12 protein-coding genes and 1 pseudogene are annotated in these 15,705 nt (G+C 37.9%); 8 read left to right on the forward strand and 5 right to left on the reverse strand.

Going from position 1 to position 15,705, the window contains the following annotated elements:
• Window positions 1-12 precede the first annotated feature (12 nt).
• From gldK to Q0Q99_RS06305, 5 genes are all read left to right on the forward strand, one after another.
• On the forward strand, window positions 13-1,422 hold the full coding sequence (gene gldK, locus Q0Q99_RS06285; RefSeq protein ID WP_293893079.1) for a gliding motility lipoprotein GldK: 1,410 nt from the start codon (window positions 13-15) through the stop codon (window positions 1,420-1,422).
• Window positions 1,423-1,471: 49 nt separating this feature from the next.
• On the forward strand, window positions 1,472-2,119 hold the full coding sequence (gene gldL / locus Q0Q99_RS06290; protein ID WP_293893082.1) for a gliding motility protein GldL: 648 nt from the start codon (window positions 1,472-1,474) through the stop codon (window positions 2,117-2,119).
• A gap of 54 nt (window positions 2,120-2,173) precedes the next feature.
• Window positions 2,174-3,730 (forward strand): gliding motility protein GldM, encoded by a 1,557-nt coding sequence (gene gldM, locus Q0Q99_RS06295; protein WP_293893085.1) that lies wholly within the window; start codon window positions 2,174-2,176, stop codon window positions 3,728-3,730.
• A gap of 47 nt (window positions 3,731-3,777) precedes the next feature.
• Window positions 3,778-4,692, forward strand: coding sequence for a gliding motility protein GldN (gldN, locus tag Q0Q99_RS06300; protein ID WP_293893088.1), 915 nt, complete (start codon window positions 3,778-3,780; stop codon window positions 4,690-4,692).
• Between the two features lie 68 nt (window positions 4,693-4,760).
• Complete coding sequence (locus Q0Q99_RS06305) at window positions 4,761-5,801, forward strand: FAD-binding oxidoreductase (protein ID WP_293893112.1); 1,041 nt, start codon at window positions 4,761-4,763, stop codon at window positions 5,799-5,801.
• Here the strand turns inward: Q0Q99_RS06305 and Q0Q99_RS06310 are convergent.
• Complete coding sequence (locus tag Q0Q99_RS06310) at window positions 5,791-6,174, reverse strand: DUF983 domain-containing protein (protein WP_293893091.1); 384 nt, start codon at window positions 6,172-6,174, stop codon at window positions 5,791-5,793. The genes Q0Q99_RS06305 and Q0Q99_RS06310 overlap by 11 nt on opposite strands.
• Window positions 6,175-6,242: 68 nt before the next feature.
• Here Q0Q99_RS06310 and Q0Q99_RS06315 point away from each other — a divergent pair, with 68 nt between their 5' ends.
• Window positions 6,243-8,165, forward strand: coding sequence for an ABC-F family ATP-binding cassette domain-containing protein (locus tag Q0Q99_RS06315; RefSeq protein WP_293893094.1), 1,923 nt, complete (start codon window positions 6,243-6,245; stop codon window positions 8,163-8,165).
• A gap of 43 nt (window positions 8,166-8,208) precedes the next feature.
• Here Q0Q99_RS06315 and Q0Q99_RS06320 read toward each other — a convergent pair whose 3' ends face one another.
• Both Q0Q99_RS06320 and Q0Q99_RS06325 read right to left on the reverse strand, forming a co-directional pair.
• Window positions 8,209-9,378 carry an 8-amino-7-oxononanoate synthase gene (locus Q0Q99_RS06320; RefSeq protein WP_293893097.1) on the reverse strand — a complete coding sequence of 390 codons (1,170 nt, stop codon included), beginning with the start codon at window positions 9,376-9,378 and terminating at the stop codon, window positions 8,209-8,211.
• Window positions 9,379-9,414: 36 nt separating this feature from the next.
• Window positions 9,415-9,897 (reverse strand): DUF1761 domain-containing protein, encoded by a 483-nt coding sequence (locus tag Q0Q99_RS06325; protein WP_293893100.1) that lies wholly within the window; start codon window positions 9,895-9,897, stop codon window positions 9,415-9,417.
• Window positions 9,898-10,108: 211 nt separating this feature from the next.
• On the opposite strand from Q0Q99_RS06325, the gene Q0Q99_RS06330 reads away from it, so the two are divergent.
• Window positions 10,109-10,963, forward strand: coding sequence for a Two component regulator three Y domain protein (locus Q0Q99_RS06330; protein ID WP_293893103.1), 855 nt, complete (start codon window positions 10,109-10,111; stop codon window positions 10,961-10,963).
• 93 nt (window positions 10,964-11,056) lie between these two features.
• On the opposite strand, the gene Q0Q99_RS06335 is transcribed toward Q0Q99_RS06330, so the two are convergent.
• The gene (locus tag Q0Q99_RS06335; protein ID WP_293893106.1) at window positions 11,057-11,521 is read right to left on the reverse strand and encodes a KTSC domain-containing protein; all 465 of its coding nucleotides are present in this window, start codon (window positions 11,519-11,521) and stop codon (window positions 11,057-11,059) included.
• Window positions 11,522-11,803: 282 nt separating this feature from the next.
• Here Q0Q99_RS06335 and Q0Q99_RS06340 point away from each other — a divergent pair, with 282 nt between their 5' ends.
• A complete protein-coding gene (locus Q0Q99_RS06340) occupies window positions 11,804-15,415 on the forward strand; it encodes a CehA/McbA family metallohydrolase (protein WP_293893109.1) in 3,612 nt (1,203 codons plus the stop codon).
• A gap of 169 nt (window positions 15,416-15,584) precedes the next feature.
• Here the strand turns inward: Q0Q99_RS06340 and Q0Q99_RS06345 are convergent.
• Window positions 15,585-15,705 (reverse strand): annotated as a pseudogene (locus tag Q0Q99_RS06345) (IS982 family transposase); the annotation flags it as partial.

A 15,705-nucleotide genomic window follows, 5' to 3' on the forward strand; every position in this document is an offset into this window, starting at 1 on the left:
CCAAAATAACATATGAAGAAGTTCATAACATTTGCGTCATTTTTAGCTTTATTAACCAGCTGTGGTGGATCAAGCGATAAAGGTGAATTGGTAGGAGTTAAAGGAAAGAAATGGCATCCAGAAAAGCCATTTGGAATGACTTTAATACCTGGTGGAGCATACATTATGGGTAAATCTGATGATGACCCTGCTAATGTACAAGATTCGCCTACTAAAACGGTCACAGTCAGATCATTTTATATGGATGAAACTGAAATAACAAATAGTGAGTACCGTCAGTTTGTGGAATGGGTAAAAGATTCTACAATGAGAGTACGATTAGCTATCCTTGCTGATGAAGTTGGACAGACATCTACAGGCAAAGGCGGAAAAGGCGGTGGAAAAGGTGGAAGCATTGGTGATTTTGCTTTCAATGACACCGATCCTGCGAAAATGACTCCTTATGATAAGTACATGTACGAGAATTATTATAGCGTAGGAACTGACGATGATCCTTATGCAGGTAGAAGACTTAATAAAAAAATCAAACTTATTAAAGACACAAAAAAATATCCGGACGAATACTATACTGAAGTCATGGATACTATGTATTTACCTTTAGCGGAATCTTTTAATGGCTTAAGAACTATTGATGTTCGTAAATTAAAATTCAGATACTCCTGGATGGATATTCAGGCCGCGGCAAAAGCAAAAACCGGTAAAAGAAGTTCGTTTATCAGAACAGAACAACAGCTTGTTTATCCTGATACTACTGTTTGGATAAAGGATTTTGAATATTCTTACAACGAACCAATGCACAACGATTATTTTTGGCACCAGGCTTATGGCGAATACCCTGTAGTTGGTGTGAACTGGAAACAGGCAAAAGCTTTTTGCGCCTGGAGAACGTTAAAGAAAAACTCATATATCAAATCAAAAAAGAAGCATCATGATTTAGTAAACACTTTCCGTCTTCCAATCGAATCCGAATGGGAATATGCGGCTAGAGGTGGATTAGAATCAGCAACATTTCCATGGGGTGGACCTTATGCTAAAAATGACAGAGGATGTTTCTTAGCGAACTTCAAACCAAATAGAGGAGATTATGCAGCGGATCAGGCACTTTATACTGTCGAGGCAAAATCGTATCAGCCAAATGGATATAATTTGTACAATATGGCGGGAAATGTGTCTGAATGGACAGATACCTCATATGATGCTGCTGCCTACGAATATGTATCCTCAATAAATCCAAACGTTTCGGATTTAAAAAACATGAGAAAAGCTGTTCGTGGTGGTTCATGGAAGGATGTTGCATACTTCCTGCAGGTAGGTACCAGAGATTTTGAATATGCAGATTCAGCTCGAAGTTATATTGGTTTCAGAACAGTTCAGGATTATATGGGAACTAAAGTTACCAAAAACGGAGCGCCTAAAAAGTAATTTCAACTAACTTAAATATAAATCAAACTAACTAACTAAATTTTTTATTATGGCATTATTAAGCAAAAAAGCAATGAATTTCGCATACGGGATGGGAGCGGCAGTTGTAATCCTAGGGGCATTATTCAAAATCACACACATTGAATTCGGATTTATTACTGGTAACTTAATGTTAACTATTGGTCTTGTAACAGAAGCGTTAATCTTTGGTTTGTCTGCTTTTGAACCTGTTGACAACGAATTGGACTGGTCACTGGTTTATCCTGAATTAGCTGGTGGTGAAGCCAAAGCAAGAAAAGTAAAATCGGAAGATGCTACAGATGCACAAGGTTTATTGTCTCAAAAACTTGATGCTATGTTAAAAGAAGCTAAAGTAGATAGCGCTTTAATGGAAAGCTTAGGAAATAGTATCAAAAATTTTGAAGGTGCCGCAAAAGCTATATCTCCAACAGTTGATGCTGTTGCTTCTACTAAAAAATATTCAGAAGAAATGACAAAAGCCGCTTCTCAATTAGAAGCTTTGAATGGTCTATACCAAGTTCAATTGCAAAGTGCTGAAAGAAACGCAAAAATTAACGATGAAGTTGCTGAAAACAATTTAAAATTAAAAGATCAAATGCAAAGCTTGACTTCAAACCTATCTACATTGAATAATGTATATGGAGGAATGCTTTCTGCAATGAGTAACAAAGGATAATTAGTTTTATAACTATATATTTTAACAAATAATAATTTAAACTAATTAGAAAAAATGGCAGGAGGAAAACTAACCCCTAGACAGAAGATGATTAACCTAATGTACTTGGTATTCATCGCGATGTTGGCATTAAATATGTCCAAAGAAGTATTATCTGCATTTGGAATTTTAAATAATAAAATTGAGAGTTCAAACTCAATTACTGATAATAGAAATGAGAGTTCATTTTTGCAACTACAACAAAAAGCAAAAGAACAACCGTTACAGTATGGTGATAAAAAAGCTAAAGTTGATAAAATCAGAGCTCTTTGCAAAGATTTTTCAGATTATGTTGAGAACATGAAAACCACAATAACGAAAGGTTTTCCAAAGGATAAAGAAGGAAACTACCCATGTGAACAAATGGATAAAAGTGACGCTGTAGATAATATGTTTTATCAAGGTGATAAAGAGTCCAAACAAGGTAAAGAGTTTTTAGAAAAAATTAGAGGTTTTGCAGGTCAAATTAAAGCAATCGGAGGAAGTTCAATAGCTGAATCTGAAATGAAAAAAATTGAAAAAAGATTTGCTACCGATGATGTGTATTCAGCAAAAGCAGAAGCTAAATTGCCGTGGTTGGATTATAATTATCACCATTTCCCATTGATTGCCTCTGTAACTAAGTTTACACAACTGCAAGCTGATATTAAAACAACAGAAAGCGATATCATGGAAGGAATGTTTAAATCGGATTTAGTTGCTGCAGCCTCATTAACGGCGTATCAACCAATTGTAGTTCCTGAAAAAACAGCTTTCTTTCAGGGAGAACAAGTTAAAGGTAAAATTATCTTAGGAAAATTTGATCCAAACCTAGTAGCGAAATCAGTTATTGTAAACGGAGTTAGCGTCGTAGCAAAAGCAGGTCAGGCAGATTTCTCCTTTGGTGCTGGTGCTGTGGGAGAACATGAAATTACAGGTTCTTTTAACTTTGATGAAAACAATAAAGTAGTTAGCTTACCTATTAAAGGAAACTATGTAGTTGTGCCACAACCAAAATCAGCAAATATTTCTGCTGATAAAATGAATGTAGTATACAGAGGGTTACCAAACCCAATGACTATTTCATTTGCGGGTATTTCTGATGATAAAGTATCTGCTTCTGCTCCGGGCTTATCAAAAGCAGGCGGGAACGGGAAATATAATTTAAATCCAGGTTCAGGTACAGAAGTAAAAGTTAGTGTTACAGCTAAATTACCTGATGCAGGGAAATCAGTTTCCGACAGCAAAATATTTAGAATCAAAAATATCCCTGCACCAGCTGGAGCAATAGGTGGAAGTGTTGGACTTCAAAAAGGAGCTAAATCTCGTTTAGAAGTTTCTCAGGTTTCAGCAGTTTTACAAGATTTCTTGTATGACTTAACTTTCCAGGTAACGCGTTTTAGCTTCAAAGTCCCAGGACAAGCAGCTATCATTGTGAGTGGAGATAGAGTTAACGCTCAGTGTAAAGCAGCCTTAGCCAGAGCTTCAAAAGGAGATCAGATTTCTATTTTTGATATCAAAACTAAGATTGTGGGAACTACTGCTGCCATTGTGCCTAAAGATGCCGCACCAGTATTATATGAAATACAATAATAATTTAAGTTGAAGGAAACCTACTTAAATAACTTATATTATAAATTATGAAAATTAAAAATCTTTTATCAGTGATTTTTGCCGTAGCAATGAGTGCTTCAACTTATGCTCAGTCAAACTTGTTGAATTCCAAAACTCCCGATGAGATTGGAAAGAAATCAGCAGCACAGTTAATTTCTGACAATGACAAGCCATTACCTTATGGTTATGTTCATGACAGGGATGTCTTAATGGGTAAAACCATTTGGGAGTTTGTTGACCTTGATGAAAGAATTAATTTTCCTTTGTATTATCCTATTGATACCGCTTTTGTTGGTAAAGAAAGAAGATCTTTATTCGACGTACTTGTTAAAAACATCAAGAGTGGTAAGATTACAGAAGTATATACGGATGATTATTTTAATACCAAGAAAACTTTCAAGGATATGGAGTCGTCATTTACTTACATTGACACTACGGATATTGGTAAGGACGAAATAAATAATTATTATGATGATTATAAAAGCGGCGCCAAAGTTTTAGATCCACAGTTTATCAATAAAAAAGAATTGGATGCCAGTTATATTTCCGGCTATAAAATCAAAGGTTATTGGTATTTTGACAAACGTCAAGGGGAATTAAAATATAGATTATTGGCTTTGTGTCCGGTTACACCTGAGGCAAGAGATGCCGGGAATGAAAATGCCGACGTAATTGATTTGTTTTGGGTTTACTTCCCTACAGTAAGAGATATACTGCATGAGTCGAAGGCCTTTAATGATAAGAATTCGGCAATGCCTATAACATTTGACCATTTGTTGAACTCCCGAAGATTTAGCGGTGACATTTACAAAGAAGAAAATGTATACGGCGACAGGGAAATTCAGCAATACATGAAGGACAATTCTCAAAATCAGCTTTTAGAATCAGAAAGAGTAAAAGAGAAGATTCGTAGTTTCGAGTCCGATATGTGGAATTACTAACAAATATTTCATAATACAATATAAAACTCTCATCTTTATGGTGAGAGTTTTTTTTTAACTATAAAATGATTATAGATTATATTATTGTTGGTTCAGGATTGGCGGGCATTGCTTTCGCGGAAACGCTATCGCAGCATAATAAATCCTTTGTAGTTTTTGAAAACAAATCACAAAGCTCCAGCAGCATTGCCGGTGGATTGTATAATCCTGTAATCTTAAAAAGATTTAGCCAGGTATGGAATGCTAATGCACAGCTTGAACTGGCAAATGAGTTTTATGCCCAACTAGAAAAAAAACTGGCTGTTCAATTCGATTTTAAGATTCCAATTTATAGAAAGTTCTTTTCTGTCGAAGAACAAAATAATTGGTTTGCAGCTTCGGATAAACCCAATTTAGCCCCGTTTCTTTCTACTACAATCGTTCACAAAAAGTATAACGGTATTGAAGCACCGTTTGGTTATGGTGAAGTCTTGCAAACCGGCTATGTGGATACAATTTCGTTACTTACTCATTATCACGACTACTTAAAAAGTTTAGATTTGTTTGTTTCAAAAACTTTTGATTACACTACAGTGCAGCTATTTGATGACCATATCGAATATCAAAATATAAAAGCCAGACACATTGTCTTCGCAGAAGGATTCGGAATGCACTCTAACCCATTTTTTAATTATTTACCGCTTGACGGAACTAAGGGCGAATTGTTTATCATCAAGGCTGATTTAGATTTGGATGTAATTATAAATACGAGTGTTTTTATTTTGCCATTGGGAGATAAGCTGTATAAAGTAGGCGCAACCTATAATTGGGAAGACAAAACAAACACGCCAACTGATAAAGGTAAACAGGAATTGATAGATAGAATAACGGAAATTCTAAACTGTGACTTCGAAATTGTAGAACATTTTGCCGGAGTAAGACCAACAGTCAAAGACAGAAAACCGTTGCTTGGAACGCATCCAAAACACGCGAATCTTCATATTTTAAATGGACTTGGAACCCGTGGCGTGATGCTTGCGCCAACTTTGGCTAAAGATTTATTCGACCTTATCGAAAATAAAATCCCATTAGACAAGACAATCGATATAAAAAGATATGCTATTTCTTAACAACGTCTTTATCAAAACTCACAAACATATTGATATAAATGTTTCGAGCCAGACGTGCCGTTACAGGCATTGTTACAATTAGTGCAATGATGATGGCAATAAAAGATTGAGTCAATTCTAATCTGTAACAAACTTTAGAAATAAGAAATACAGCAACCCCTAGGGCAACGGTCAAGCCGTAGCTAACATACATAGCGCCATAAAAAAATGATGGCTCAAGTTGGTAATGCAGTCCACAACGGCTGCAATGGTCATACATTTTATAAATTTTGGTCAAGTTGTAAGGATTCCTGACAATATACATTCGTTCTTTCTGGCATCTTGGACAAGTTCCTGTTAAAATACTATTTAGTTTGGATCCTTTTTTTAACATTTGCAAAAATTTAAACAAAGGTAAACCCGAAGGAAGGTTTTCATACTAATTTACTATTCTTTTTCTTTATGTTAAATATCCATAACTTATCTGTTTCTTTTGGCGGCACCTATCTTTTTGAAGAGGTAACTTTTCGATTAGGTTCTGGAGACAGAGTAGGACTAGTCGGAAAAAACGGTGCAGGTAAATCAACGATGCTGAAGATTTTGGCGGGCGATTTCAAACCCGATTCCGGCCAGATTGCAACCGAAAAAGAAGTGAAGATGGGCTTCCTTCGCCAGGATATCGATTTTGAACATGGAAGAACCGTGCTTGATGAAGCGTATGAAGCGTTTACAGAAATAAAAGCCGTAGAGAAAAAGCTGGAAAGCATTAACCACCAATTAGTATCACGAACAGATTACGAGAGCGCTGCCTATAGCCAGGTCATTGAAGATTTATCTGATTACACGCATCGTTTTGAGTTGCTTGGCGGCTACAACTATGTGGGTGATACTGAGAAGATACTATTAGGCTTAGGTTTTAAAAGAGAGGATTTCAACAACCAGACGGACACTTTTTCCGGCGGATGGAGAATGCGTATTGAGCTGGCTAAATTGTTATTACAATCGAACGATATTTTATTGCTGGATGAACCAACAAATCACTTAGATATTGAGAGTATTATATGGCTCGAAGGCTTTCTGAGAAACTTTCCCGGTGTTGTCGTAATTGTATCCCACGATAAAATGTTTTTGGATAATGTAACCAACAGGACAATCGAAATCTCCTTGGGAAAAGCATATGATTACAATAAGCCTTATTCACAGTATTTAATTTTACGTGAAGAAATCCGCGAAAAGCAATTGGCTACGCAAAAAAACCAAGCCAAGAAAATTGAGGAAACAGAGAAGCTAATCGAAAAGTTCCGTGCCAAAGCTTCGAAAGCGTCGATGGCACAATCACTTATTAAAAAACTTGATAAAGTGGAACGTATCGAAGTGGATGAAGACGACAATTCCGTAATGAATATTTCCTTTCCTGTTTCACAAGTTCCCGGACGAGTAGTTATTGAAGCCGAACACGTTACCAAGGCGTATGGCGATAAAACGATTCTAAAAGACATTTCGCTTTTGGTAGAGAGAGGAAGTAAAATTGCTTTCGTAGGACAAAATGGCCAGGGGAAATCCACCTTTATGAAAGCCATTGTAAACGAATTCAAATATCAAGGTTCGATAAAACTGGGCCACAACGTACAGTTGGGCTATTTTGCGCAAAATCAAGCGGAATATTTAGACGGTGAAATCACCTTATTGGAAACGATGACGAATGCCGCGACAGACACCAATCGTTCAAAAGTTAGGGATATGTTGGGTTCTTTTCTGTTTCGAGGTGATGATGTAGAGAAAAAGGTAAAAGTACTTTCCGGTGGCGAACGGAATCGTTTGGCTTTGTGTAAATTGTTACTTCAGCCAATCAATGTGTTGGTTATGGATGAGCCCACGAATCACCTGGATATCAAATCCAAAAACGTGTTAAAAGCGGCTTTAAAGAAATACGAAGGAACGTTGCTGTTAGTATCCCACGATAGGGACTTTCTGCAAGGAATGTCAAATATTGTATATGAATTCAAGGACCAAAAGATTAAGGAATATTTAGGCGATATCAATTACTTTCTGGAACAACGCAACATGGAAAACATGCGTGAAGTGGAGAAAAAAGACACCGATAAATTGTCATCGGGAGTGGCAAAAGACCAAAAAGAAACAAACAAAGTTTCCTATGAAGACCAAAAGAAAAGCAAAGCCCTGCAAAACCGCCTGAGCAAAGTGGAAAGCCAAATCAAGCAGTTGGAAATGGATATTCAGCAGGATGATAAAGCGTTGGCGTCAAATTATGACAAGCATAGTGAAGATGCTAATTTCTTTATGGCGTACAATAAAAAGAAAAAAGAGTTAGACCGTCTTCTTGAAGAATGGGAAATTGTTCAGGGAGAAATAGATATGCTATGAGTAATTAATAAAGAGTTTGTGAAGTGATGCTAATTACTAATCACTACTTAAACGGATGCCGTTGCTGCCACACTAATGCAGGCTCCAATCGTGGAAATATCTTATCAAAATAGCGGTTTATCAATTTGTTACTGTGATAGATGAATCCCGACATTACAACTGGTTGGGCACCAATCGAGCTTTTGATTTCTAAAGCGGTTCTTCCAAAGATTATTTGTTTGAACTGATTTTCAATGCCAAACTTTACCATATTGTAAAGCATGTTCAGATAAAGCATGTTTTCTTTTTGCACTTGTTCGTCGTAACCCAGGAAATAAGTTTCCAAAGTATTTCCATTGAGTAAGAGTGTATGGAAACCAACTAATACATTATTCAAAAAATAACCAGCCAGGATAAAGCGATCGCCACATTCCTTTTTGAAGGAGGAAAAATGATTCTTCGCCAAGAAAAAGGTATTGAAAGGCGCATTTTTGGCCACATGATGATACAATTCATAAATTCGGTTCTCCTGCAAAATGATTTCATCCAATGACAATTCACGAGTTTCAATGCCGTCAAACTTTTTATGTGCACGCTTATATTGGTCACGGTATTTCTTGGAAAGTGCGGCTACATAATGATCATTTGTTTTCCAGTCTGACTGTAATTCAAAAATCATGTTCGGCTGCGTGTTGAACTCATACATTTCCGAAAAAGCACTATTCCGTAAGTCATTGGCACAATTCTGATAAAAATCCTTAAACGACACTATATGGATTTTGATATTTTGATTTTTGAAATACCCCGTAATTTCATCCGCACAATGCTTAAGTATTTGTCCAAGCGTTTCAGAATCTATTTCCTTATTGAACAAATAACCATTTTGTCCCGTTATCATATTGTTGCCCAGAAACAGTGCGTGCGAGGCGAAATTCTTGAAAACAAAATTTCTGATATAGGTTTTAAAGCATTTATCCCTTTCGCCAAACGACTCCAGTTTGTTTAGATTAAGGTATTGCGCCAGTGCGACACCTATAAGTTCGGTCGTTTCAAAAATGCCAATGTAAAAGCACTGCATATTTGTTGGTGCCGATTCCTCAAGAACTTTCAAATAGTGGGTTTGTAAAAAAACATTGTCATGCGCAACGTCGTCCCAGGAATTGGGAAGTTGAGTAACAGAGGAATATATTTTATAGGTAGTTGTTTCCAATAAGCTAAAAAAAAATCGCCCCACAAATGTAGGGCGATTTCGTTAGTAATGAATGTTAAATTATTGCATCATACAGATTATTCCTCCCATAATTGTGAAACACACAATCCAAAAACCGCTCGTCACCATCACATATTTGAAACTTCTTCTTTCATACAAGGCAGTTGTACCGATAGTTGGGAAAATCATAAATAATCCGGTCATAAAACCGTGTAAGGCGCCATGCTTGAACGTTCGGAAAGCTGTTCCATAATCTGCCATGAAGGCAGCATAGGATGGTTTTGCAACAGCAGGGTCACCGCCCACCATGCCTAAAGCACCAAATTGATGGATTACAACCATTTGCAATACAAAAGAGATTAGGAAAGCATAGACAATAGACAAGCCAAAGGTTTTAACCATGTTGGCCCCACTCATATTTTCTTTTGTCATTCCGGTTTCTTTCATCCAGATAGTTCCAAAGACTTTTGGATTATACCAAATAAATCCAACAACAAGTGTTGACAAAGCCGCAAATAATAATGCTAAAAAATTGATGTTCATAATGTAAGTTTTATTGGTTAGTGCATCAAATGTAAAAATTATTTTTTAAATGCATTTCTTTTGCCGAACTATTAATTTTAATAAGAATTTTTTTTGTCTTTGTAAGATAAATTTACAAAAAGGAAGGTTAAATATGCATTTCATCGATTTTATTTGTTTTTAAACGATATGTCTTATAGTTTTACTTCGTCTTAACCTCAAATCAATATTTATGAAAACTATTTTTACTTATGTCGCTTTACTAATTGTTTCTGTATCCGCTTTCGCAGAAATATCTTCAACCGAAAAAAATGCTTTAGTTAAATTAAACAAAGCAACCAAAGGATCACAATGGATTAACAAATGGGATTTAAAATCCCCGGTATCAAGTTGGTACGGTGTTGAAATCCAAAATGATAAAGTGGTGTCCATTAAATTGGTTAACAATAACCTTAATGGAGAACTGCCAATGGAAATAGGAAATTTAACTTCCCTGCGGATTTTAAATCTGTTCAGAAACAACATTACCGGAGTTTTACCGCAATCCATTGGCAACTTGAAAAGTTTAACCAAACTTAATATTGCCTTTAACCAGGTTTCGGGAAAACTTCCGGAGACGATTGGTAACGCTACCCAATTGAAATCAATTGAAATGCACATGAACAGACTAACAGGTGAATTACCGATAAGCATTGGAAATTTATCAGCTTTGGAAACACTTTCGTTGTTCAATAACGAAATTGAAGGTCAGATTCCGGCGTCGTATTATCAATTGAAATCCTTAAAGGTTTTATTGTTAAACAGTAACAAGCTTACAGGAAAATTAGAGAAAGAAGTTTCAAACCTTACGTCATTGGAAACTTTGAGTTTGTTTGAAAATAAAATGGATGGTCAGGTTCCTTTTGACTTAGAGAAATTAGGGAATTTAAAGGAAATGAATATCTCCTATAATATGTTCAACGGATTGGTTTCTAAAAACCTGTCTAAACTGGATACTTTGAATATGACGATGGTAAACGATCAGGGTGTTGCTACAACACTGAAAGTGAATATCGATAAGAATTCAGCAGTTGCCAATGATGAATAAGAACTTGTGTTTTGTGTTATAAATAAATTTTGTTAGGTAAAAAAGGTCTTGAGAAATCAAGACCTTTTTTTTATAAATTATAAACCAAACTACTTATTCAGCAGCCACTTCAGCAGCCACCAATTTTGAGGCACTTCTGTAAATGTAGTCGTTGTAGATATGTCTTCTCGCAAAACGACCCGGCGATTCCGCATTTACCATTTTGATATAAACCGGTCGTAAAACCCCAAAATACTCAAACGAACTTCCGTCAAGAAAAGTAATGTAAAGCACACCTTTCTCATAATAAAAATCGGCAATATTAATAGTTGCTGTGATTCTTGTATATTCTGCTTTATCTTTTTCCAATGTCTCCGGCGCAATGCTTACCAGGAAATGATATGCGGCAATAATCTCCTTACTTCTTTCTTCCGCCAAATGGCGTTCCTCAGCATCCGCTATAGTATCCGGATGCATATCCTTCATGCAGTTTCTGTAAATCGTCTTTAGTTCCTTTAAGGTTGCAGTTTTGGCAACGCCCAATAACGCCCTGTATTCAATAATTTTTTTTGTATTCATTTTGCTGAAATATAACCCATTAGGGTTTTTAAATTGGGTGCAAAAGTAATACTTTAGTTTAGATATATAAGATGGGGTGGAAAAAAATAAACCTTATTTGTATGGACAAGTCATTTGGGCATTATTATAACTTATTAATTATCGTAGTCAATAGTTGACAAATAGTCATAAATAGTAATAAAAGTATACGTATTTGTTAACAAAGTGTATACAAAAACAGATAATGTGGTATATTTTTATTAATTATGTGAGATACATTATTTTAATTTTAATTCAACAAAGATGAATAGAACATTACTTTTTGCAAAACAGATTGCTTGTTTAGGAATAATGATAGTGTCATTGCATAGTGTCTCGGCTCAAATCATAATCTCACAATATTATGAAGGGACGGGAACCAATAAATGGATTGAGTTGACCAATACCGGAAATACGGCCATAAATACCGCTTCTCCGCAACTCAAATTGGGAATTTGGGCAGTAACAGGTTCTACAGGTAACATTGCATTTACAGGAGCACGGTCAAGCACGGTCAGCCTGACGGTTACCATACCTGCCTATGGCTCCGTACTGATAGGTAATACAGGCAACGGAACGGAACTATCCTATCTGACGGCAGCTAGTGCAGCACAAACGAGCAACACGGTTATCAACTTTAACGGAAACGATGGTGTAGCGCTGCTGGATGCCTCCAATACCATTCTGGATCAATTTGGAAACGGCATCAATGCCACCGATATTAGTTATGTAAGGAGTACTTCGGTAACCGGGCCTTCCGCTACCTATACAGCTTCACAATGGACTAGTGTAAGTATCGCTAACGTACAGGCGGCAGGAACGACAGATCCTAACCGATTAAATTATCAGTTGTCTGCCCTTTGTACCCCGCCAGTCAGCCAGGCCACCAGCCTGATTTTTGGTTCGCCAACGAGCACCTCAAACACGGGTTCGTTTACAGCCACTGCGGCCGATGGCTATTTAGTGGTATACAGTGGCTCGGCTTCCTTATCTGCTAATCCTGCTAACGGAACGAATTATACTGCTGGCACTGTTTTGGGCAACGGAACTGTACAAAGTAGCGGTAGCTCAACTACCTTATCACTTACTGGCTTGAGTCCAAGTACCACATATTATGTAACCGTTTTTGCCTACAACAATGTAGGTTGTAGTGGAGGCACAGCCTATCAAACAGCATCTCCATTGACGGGTAACTTTGCTACTATAGCTCCGCCTTGCGCAGCACCCGTTAATCAGCCAACGGGTCTTACATTTGGTTCACCGTCCAGCACCTCCAATACGGCTTCCTTTACTCCCACCGCGGCTGATGGATACTTGACTGTATATAGTACTTCGGCGTCCTTATCTGCCAATCCTGCCAACGGGACTACATATACCGCTGGAAATGCCTTAGGAAATGGGACCGTAGTAAGCAGTAGTACTTCTACATCATTGTCTTTAACAGGCTTAAATCCAAGCACGACCTATTATGTAACGCTATTTGCCTATAACAATCTTGGATGTAGTGGAGGCATAGCCTACAAAACAGGCAGTCCTTTAACGGGAAGTTTTGCTACTATAGCCCCGCCTTGTGTAGCCCCGGCTAATTCGCCAACGGGTCTTACATTTGGTTCACCAACAAGCACCTCTAATACGGGTTCTTTTACCGCGGCTACCGCTGATGGGTATTTGACTGTATATAGTACATCGGCTTCTTTATCTGCCAATCCTGCCAACGGAACAACCTATGCCACTGGCAACACTTTGGGAAATGGAACGGTACTTAGTAGCGGTAGCTCCACTTCATTTTTGCTATCAGGATTAAGCCCAAGTACTACCTATTATGTGACCGTTTTTGCTTACAACAATAGTGCTTGCGGCGGAGGCACAGCCTACAAAACAAGCGGTCCGTTAACCGGAAGCTTTGCGACCATCGCTACACCATGTACAACGCCTGTTAGTCAGCCTACCGCGTTATCTTTTTCGGGCACCACGAGTACTACGGCAACGGCTTCCTTTACTACGACTACGGCAGATGGCTATTTAGTGGTTTACAGTACGGCTTCTTCATTAACAGTAAATCCATCTAACGGTATGGTTTATACTGCCGGGGCGGCTTTTGGCAATGCTGTTGTGGTGAGTTCGGGTGCGACAAGTTCCTTCATCGCTTCAGGTTTATCTGCAGTAACCACCTATTACTTTTATGTTTTCAGTTATAATAATATTAATTGCAGTGGGGGACCAATTTATAAAACGACCTCACCTTTAACAGGTTCCGCTACTACTCTTGAAGCTCCCTTGTATTATTACTTTGGTAATTTTCACTCCCATAGTCAGTACAGTGATGGTAATGGTTTACCGTCAGGAGATTTTTCTTTCGGAGATACCGCCAATTGTATGGATTTTTTAGGAATAAGTGAGCACAACCATGCGACAGCCGGGATGTCTTTAGCCAATTATTCTTTGGGACGCTCTCAAGCAGCCGCCGCCACTACGTCTTCCTTTTTGGCAATGTACGGAATGGAATGGGGAGTTATCTCGGGCGGTGGACACGTAGTTGTTTATGGTGTTGATAAACTATTGGGATGGGAAGCCGGGAATTATGATATTTACGTACCCCAATCAATGTATACAGGAGCCAGCGGCTTGTTTAGTGTCATCAATAGCTATAGTGGAAGTAACGCTTTTGCTACACTGGCACATCCAAATAATGCTGACTACAACGGTATTATGAGTACCTATGACAGTGGTGCGGATGATGCCGTAGTGGGTTCGGCAGTAGAAAACGGACCGTCCTCATCTACCGATGTGACGTATACCGACCCACCATCATCAATGCTGTATCTTAGTTACTACCGCAACATGCTGGCCAGAGGATATCATTTGGGACCAACAATGGACCATGATAACCATAATGTCACCCACGGGCATACGGCTACAACCAGAACGGTAGTATTGGCCACTGCCTTAAACGAAAGTAGTGTGTCTGCCGCTATGCGTGCCATGCGATTTTATGCAACAGAAGATTGTGGCGCTTATGTAACATTCAAAGTGAACAGTAAGCAGATTGGTGCCATAATGACTGCCGCAGGAACACCGACGGTTACAGTAACTACTACGACAACCAATCCTGTAACATCATTAAAGATTTATTCGGGAGTTCCCGGAAGTGGTTCCAATGCAACTATATTAACAAGTACTACTTCGGGCTCGATTACTTATACGCATTCAGCTTTAGCCAATTTAAGCTCGCGATATTACTACATCGATATTACGGAATCGGACGGAAAAAGAACGGTAACAGCACCAATATGGTATACCCGTAACGATGCTGCCAGAAGAGGCAATACAGTAGCTGTGGCAGAGTTTTTAGCTATAGCCCAGACCAAGGATGTAATACTCAAATGGACTACAGCCAATGAAACCGAAAAACAAAGCTATACCATAGAGCGCTCAATGGACAATACTAATTTTGAACTTATGACCACCCAGGCGGGAAGAGGTGCCTCTAAAGCAAACCAAAACTATCGTGCTGTCGATGAGTCGGCTTTTACAGGCATGATGTACTATCGTTTAACGCAATACGATGCGGAGGGAAACATCATTTATACTGATACCCAAAAGGTAAACCGCGAGCTGGAGCCTAAATTTCGTTTAACAGTATATCCTAATCCGGTAGGGGATAACGCCACTATTCAGGTTGAAAACACACAAGGCGAAGCCATTACTTTCAGCGTTTATGATATTACCGGAAAATGGATATACCAACAAGAGGTACTAACCCAAACGGGCGATCAGGAAGTGGCCATTCCAATGCAATCCTTAGCCCCCGGGATTTATTTTGTAAAGGCGGCTACCGCAAAGTACACTGTGACTGCGAAGGTAACGAAGTTGTAGTCAAGGGTCACTGTTAAAGAATTATAACCAATTCCTCTAATCAAATTTAAAGAGAACGTCATTACACAGTGGAAAGAACGAAACAGGAAAAGTGCTTACAGCAAAATTTATGGAAGCCCAACTTATACCTGTTGGATGTAATTAACTAAAGTTAACCCGTTGGGTGTAATTAAATAATTTGATTTTTAATATTGTTTATTGGTCTATCAAATATGAATTTATTGATATATTGAACCAAAGTTAATGCTGTTATTTTAGCTAAAATTCTTGTTTTAAATCCTTCAAAAGAT

This window comes from Flavobacterium sp. (assembly GCF_025352425.1).
Lineage (GTDB): Bacteria > Bacteroidota > Bacteroidia > Flavobacteriales > Flavobacteriaceae > Flavobacterium.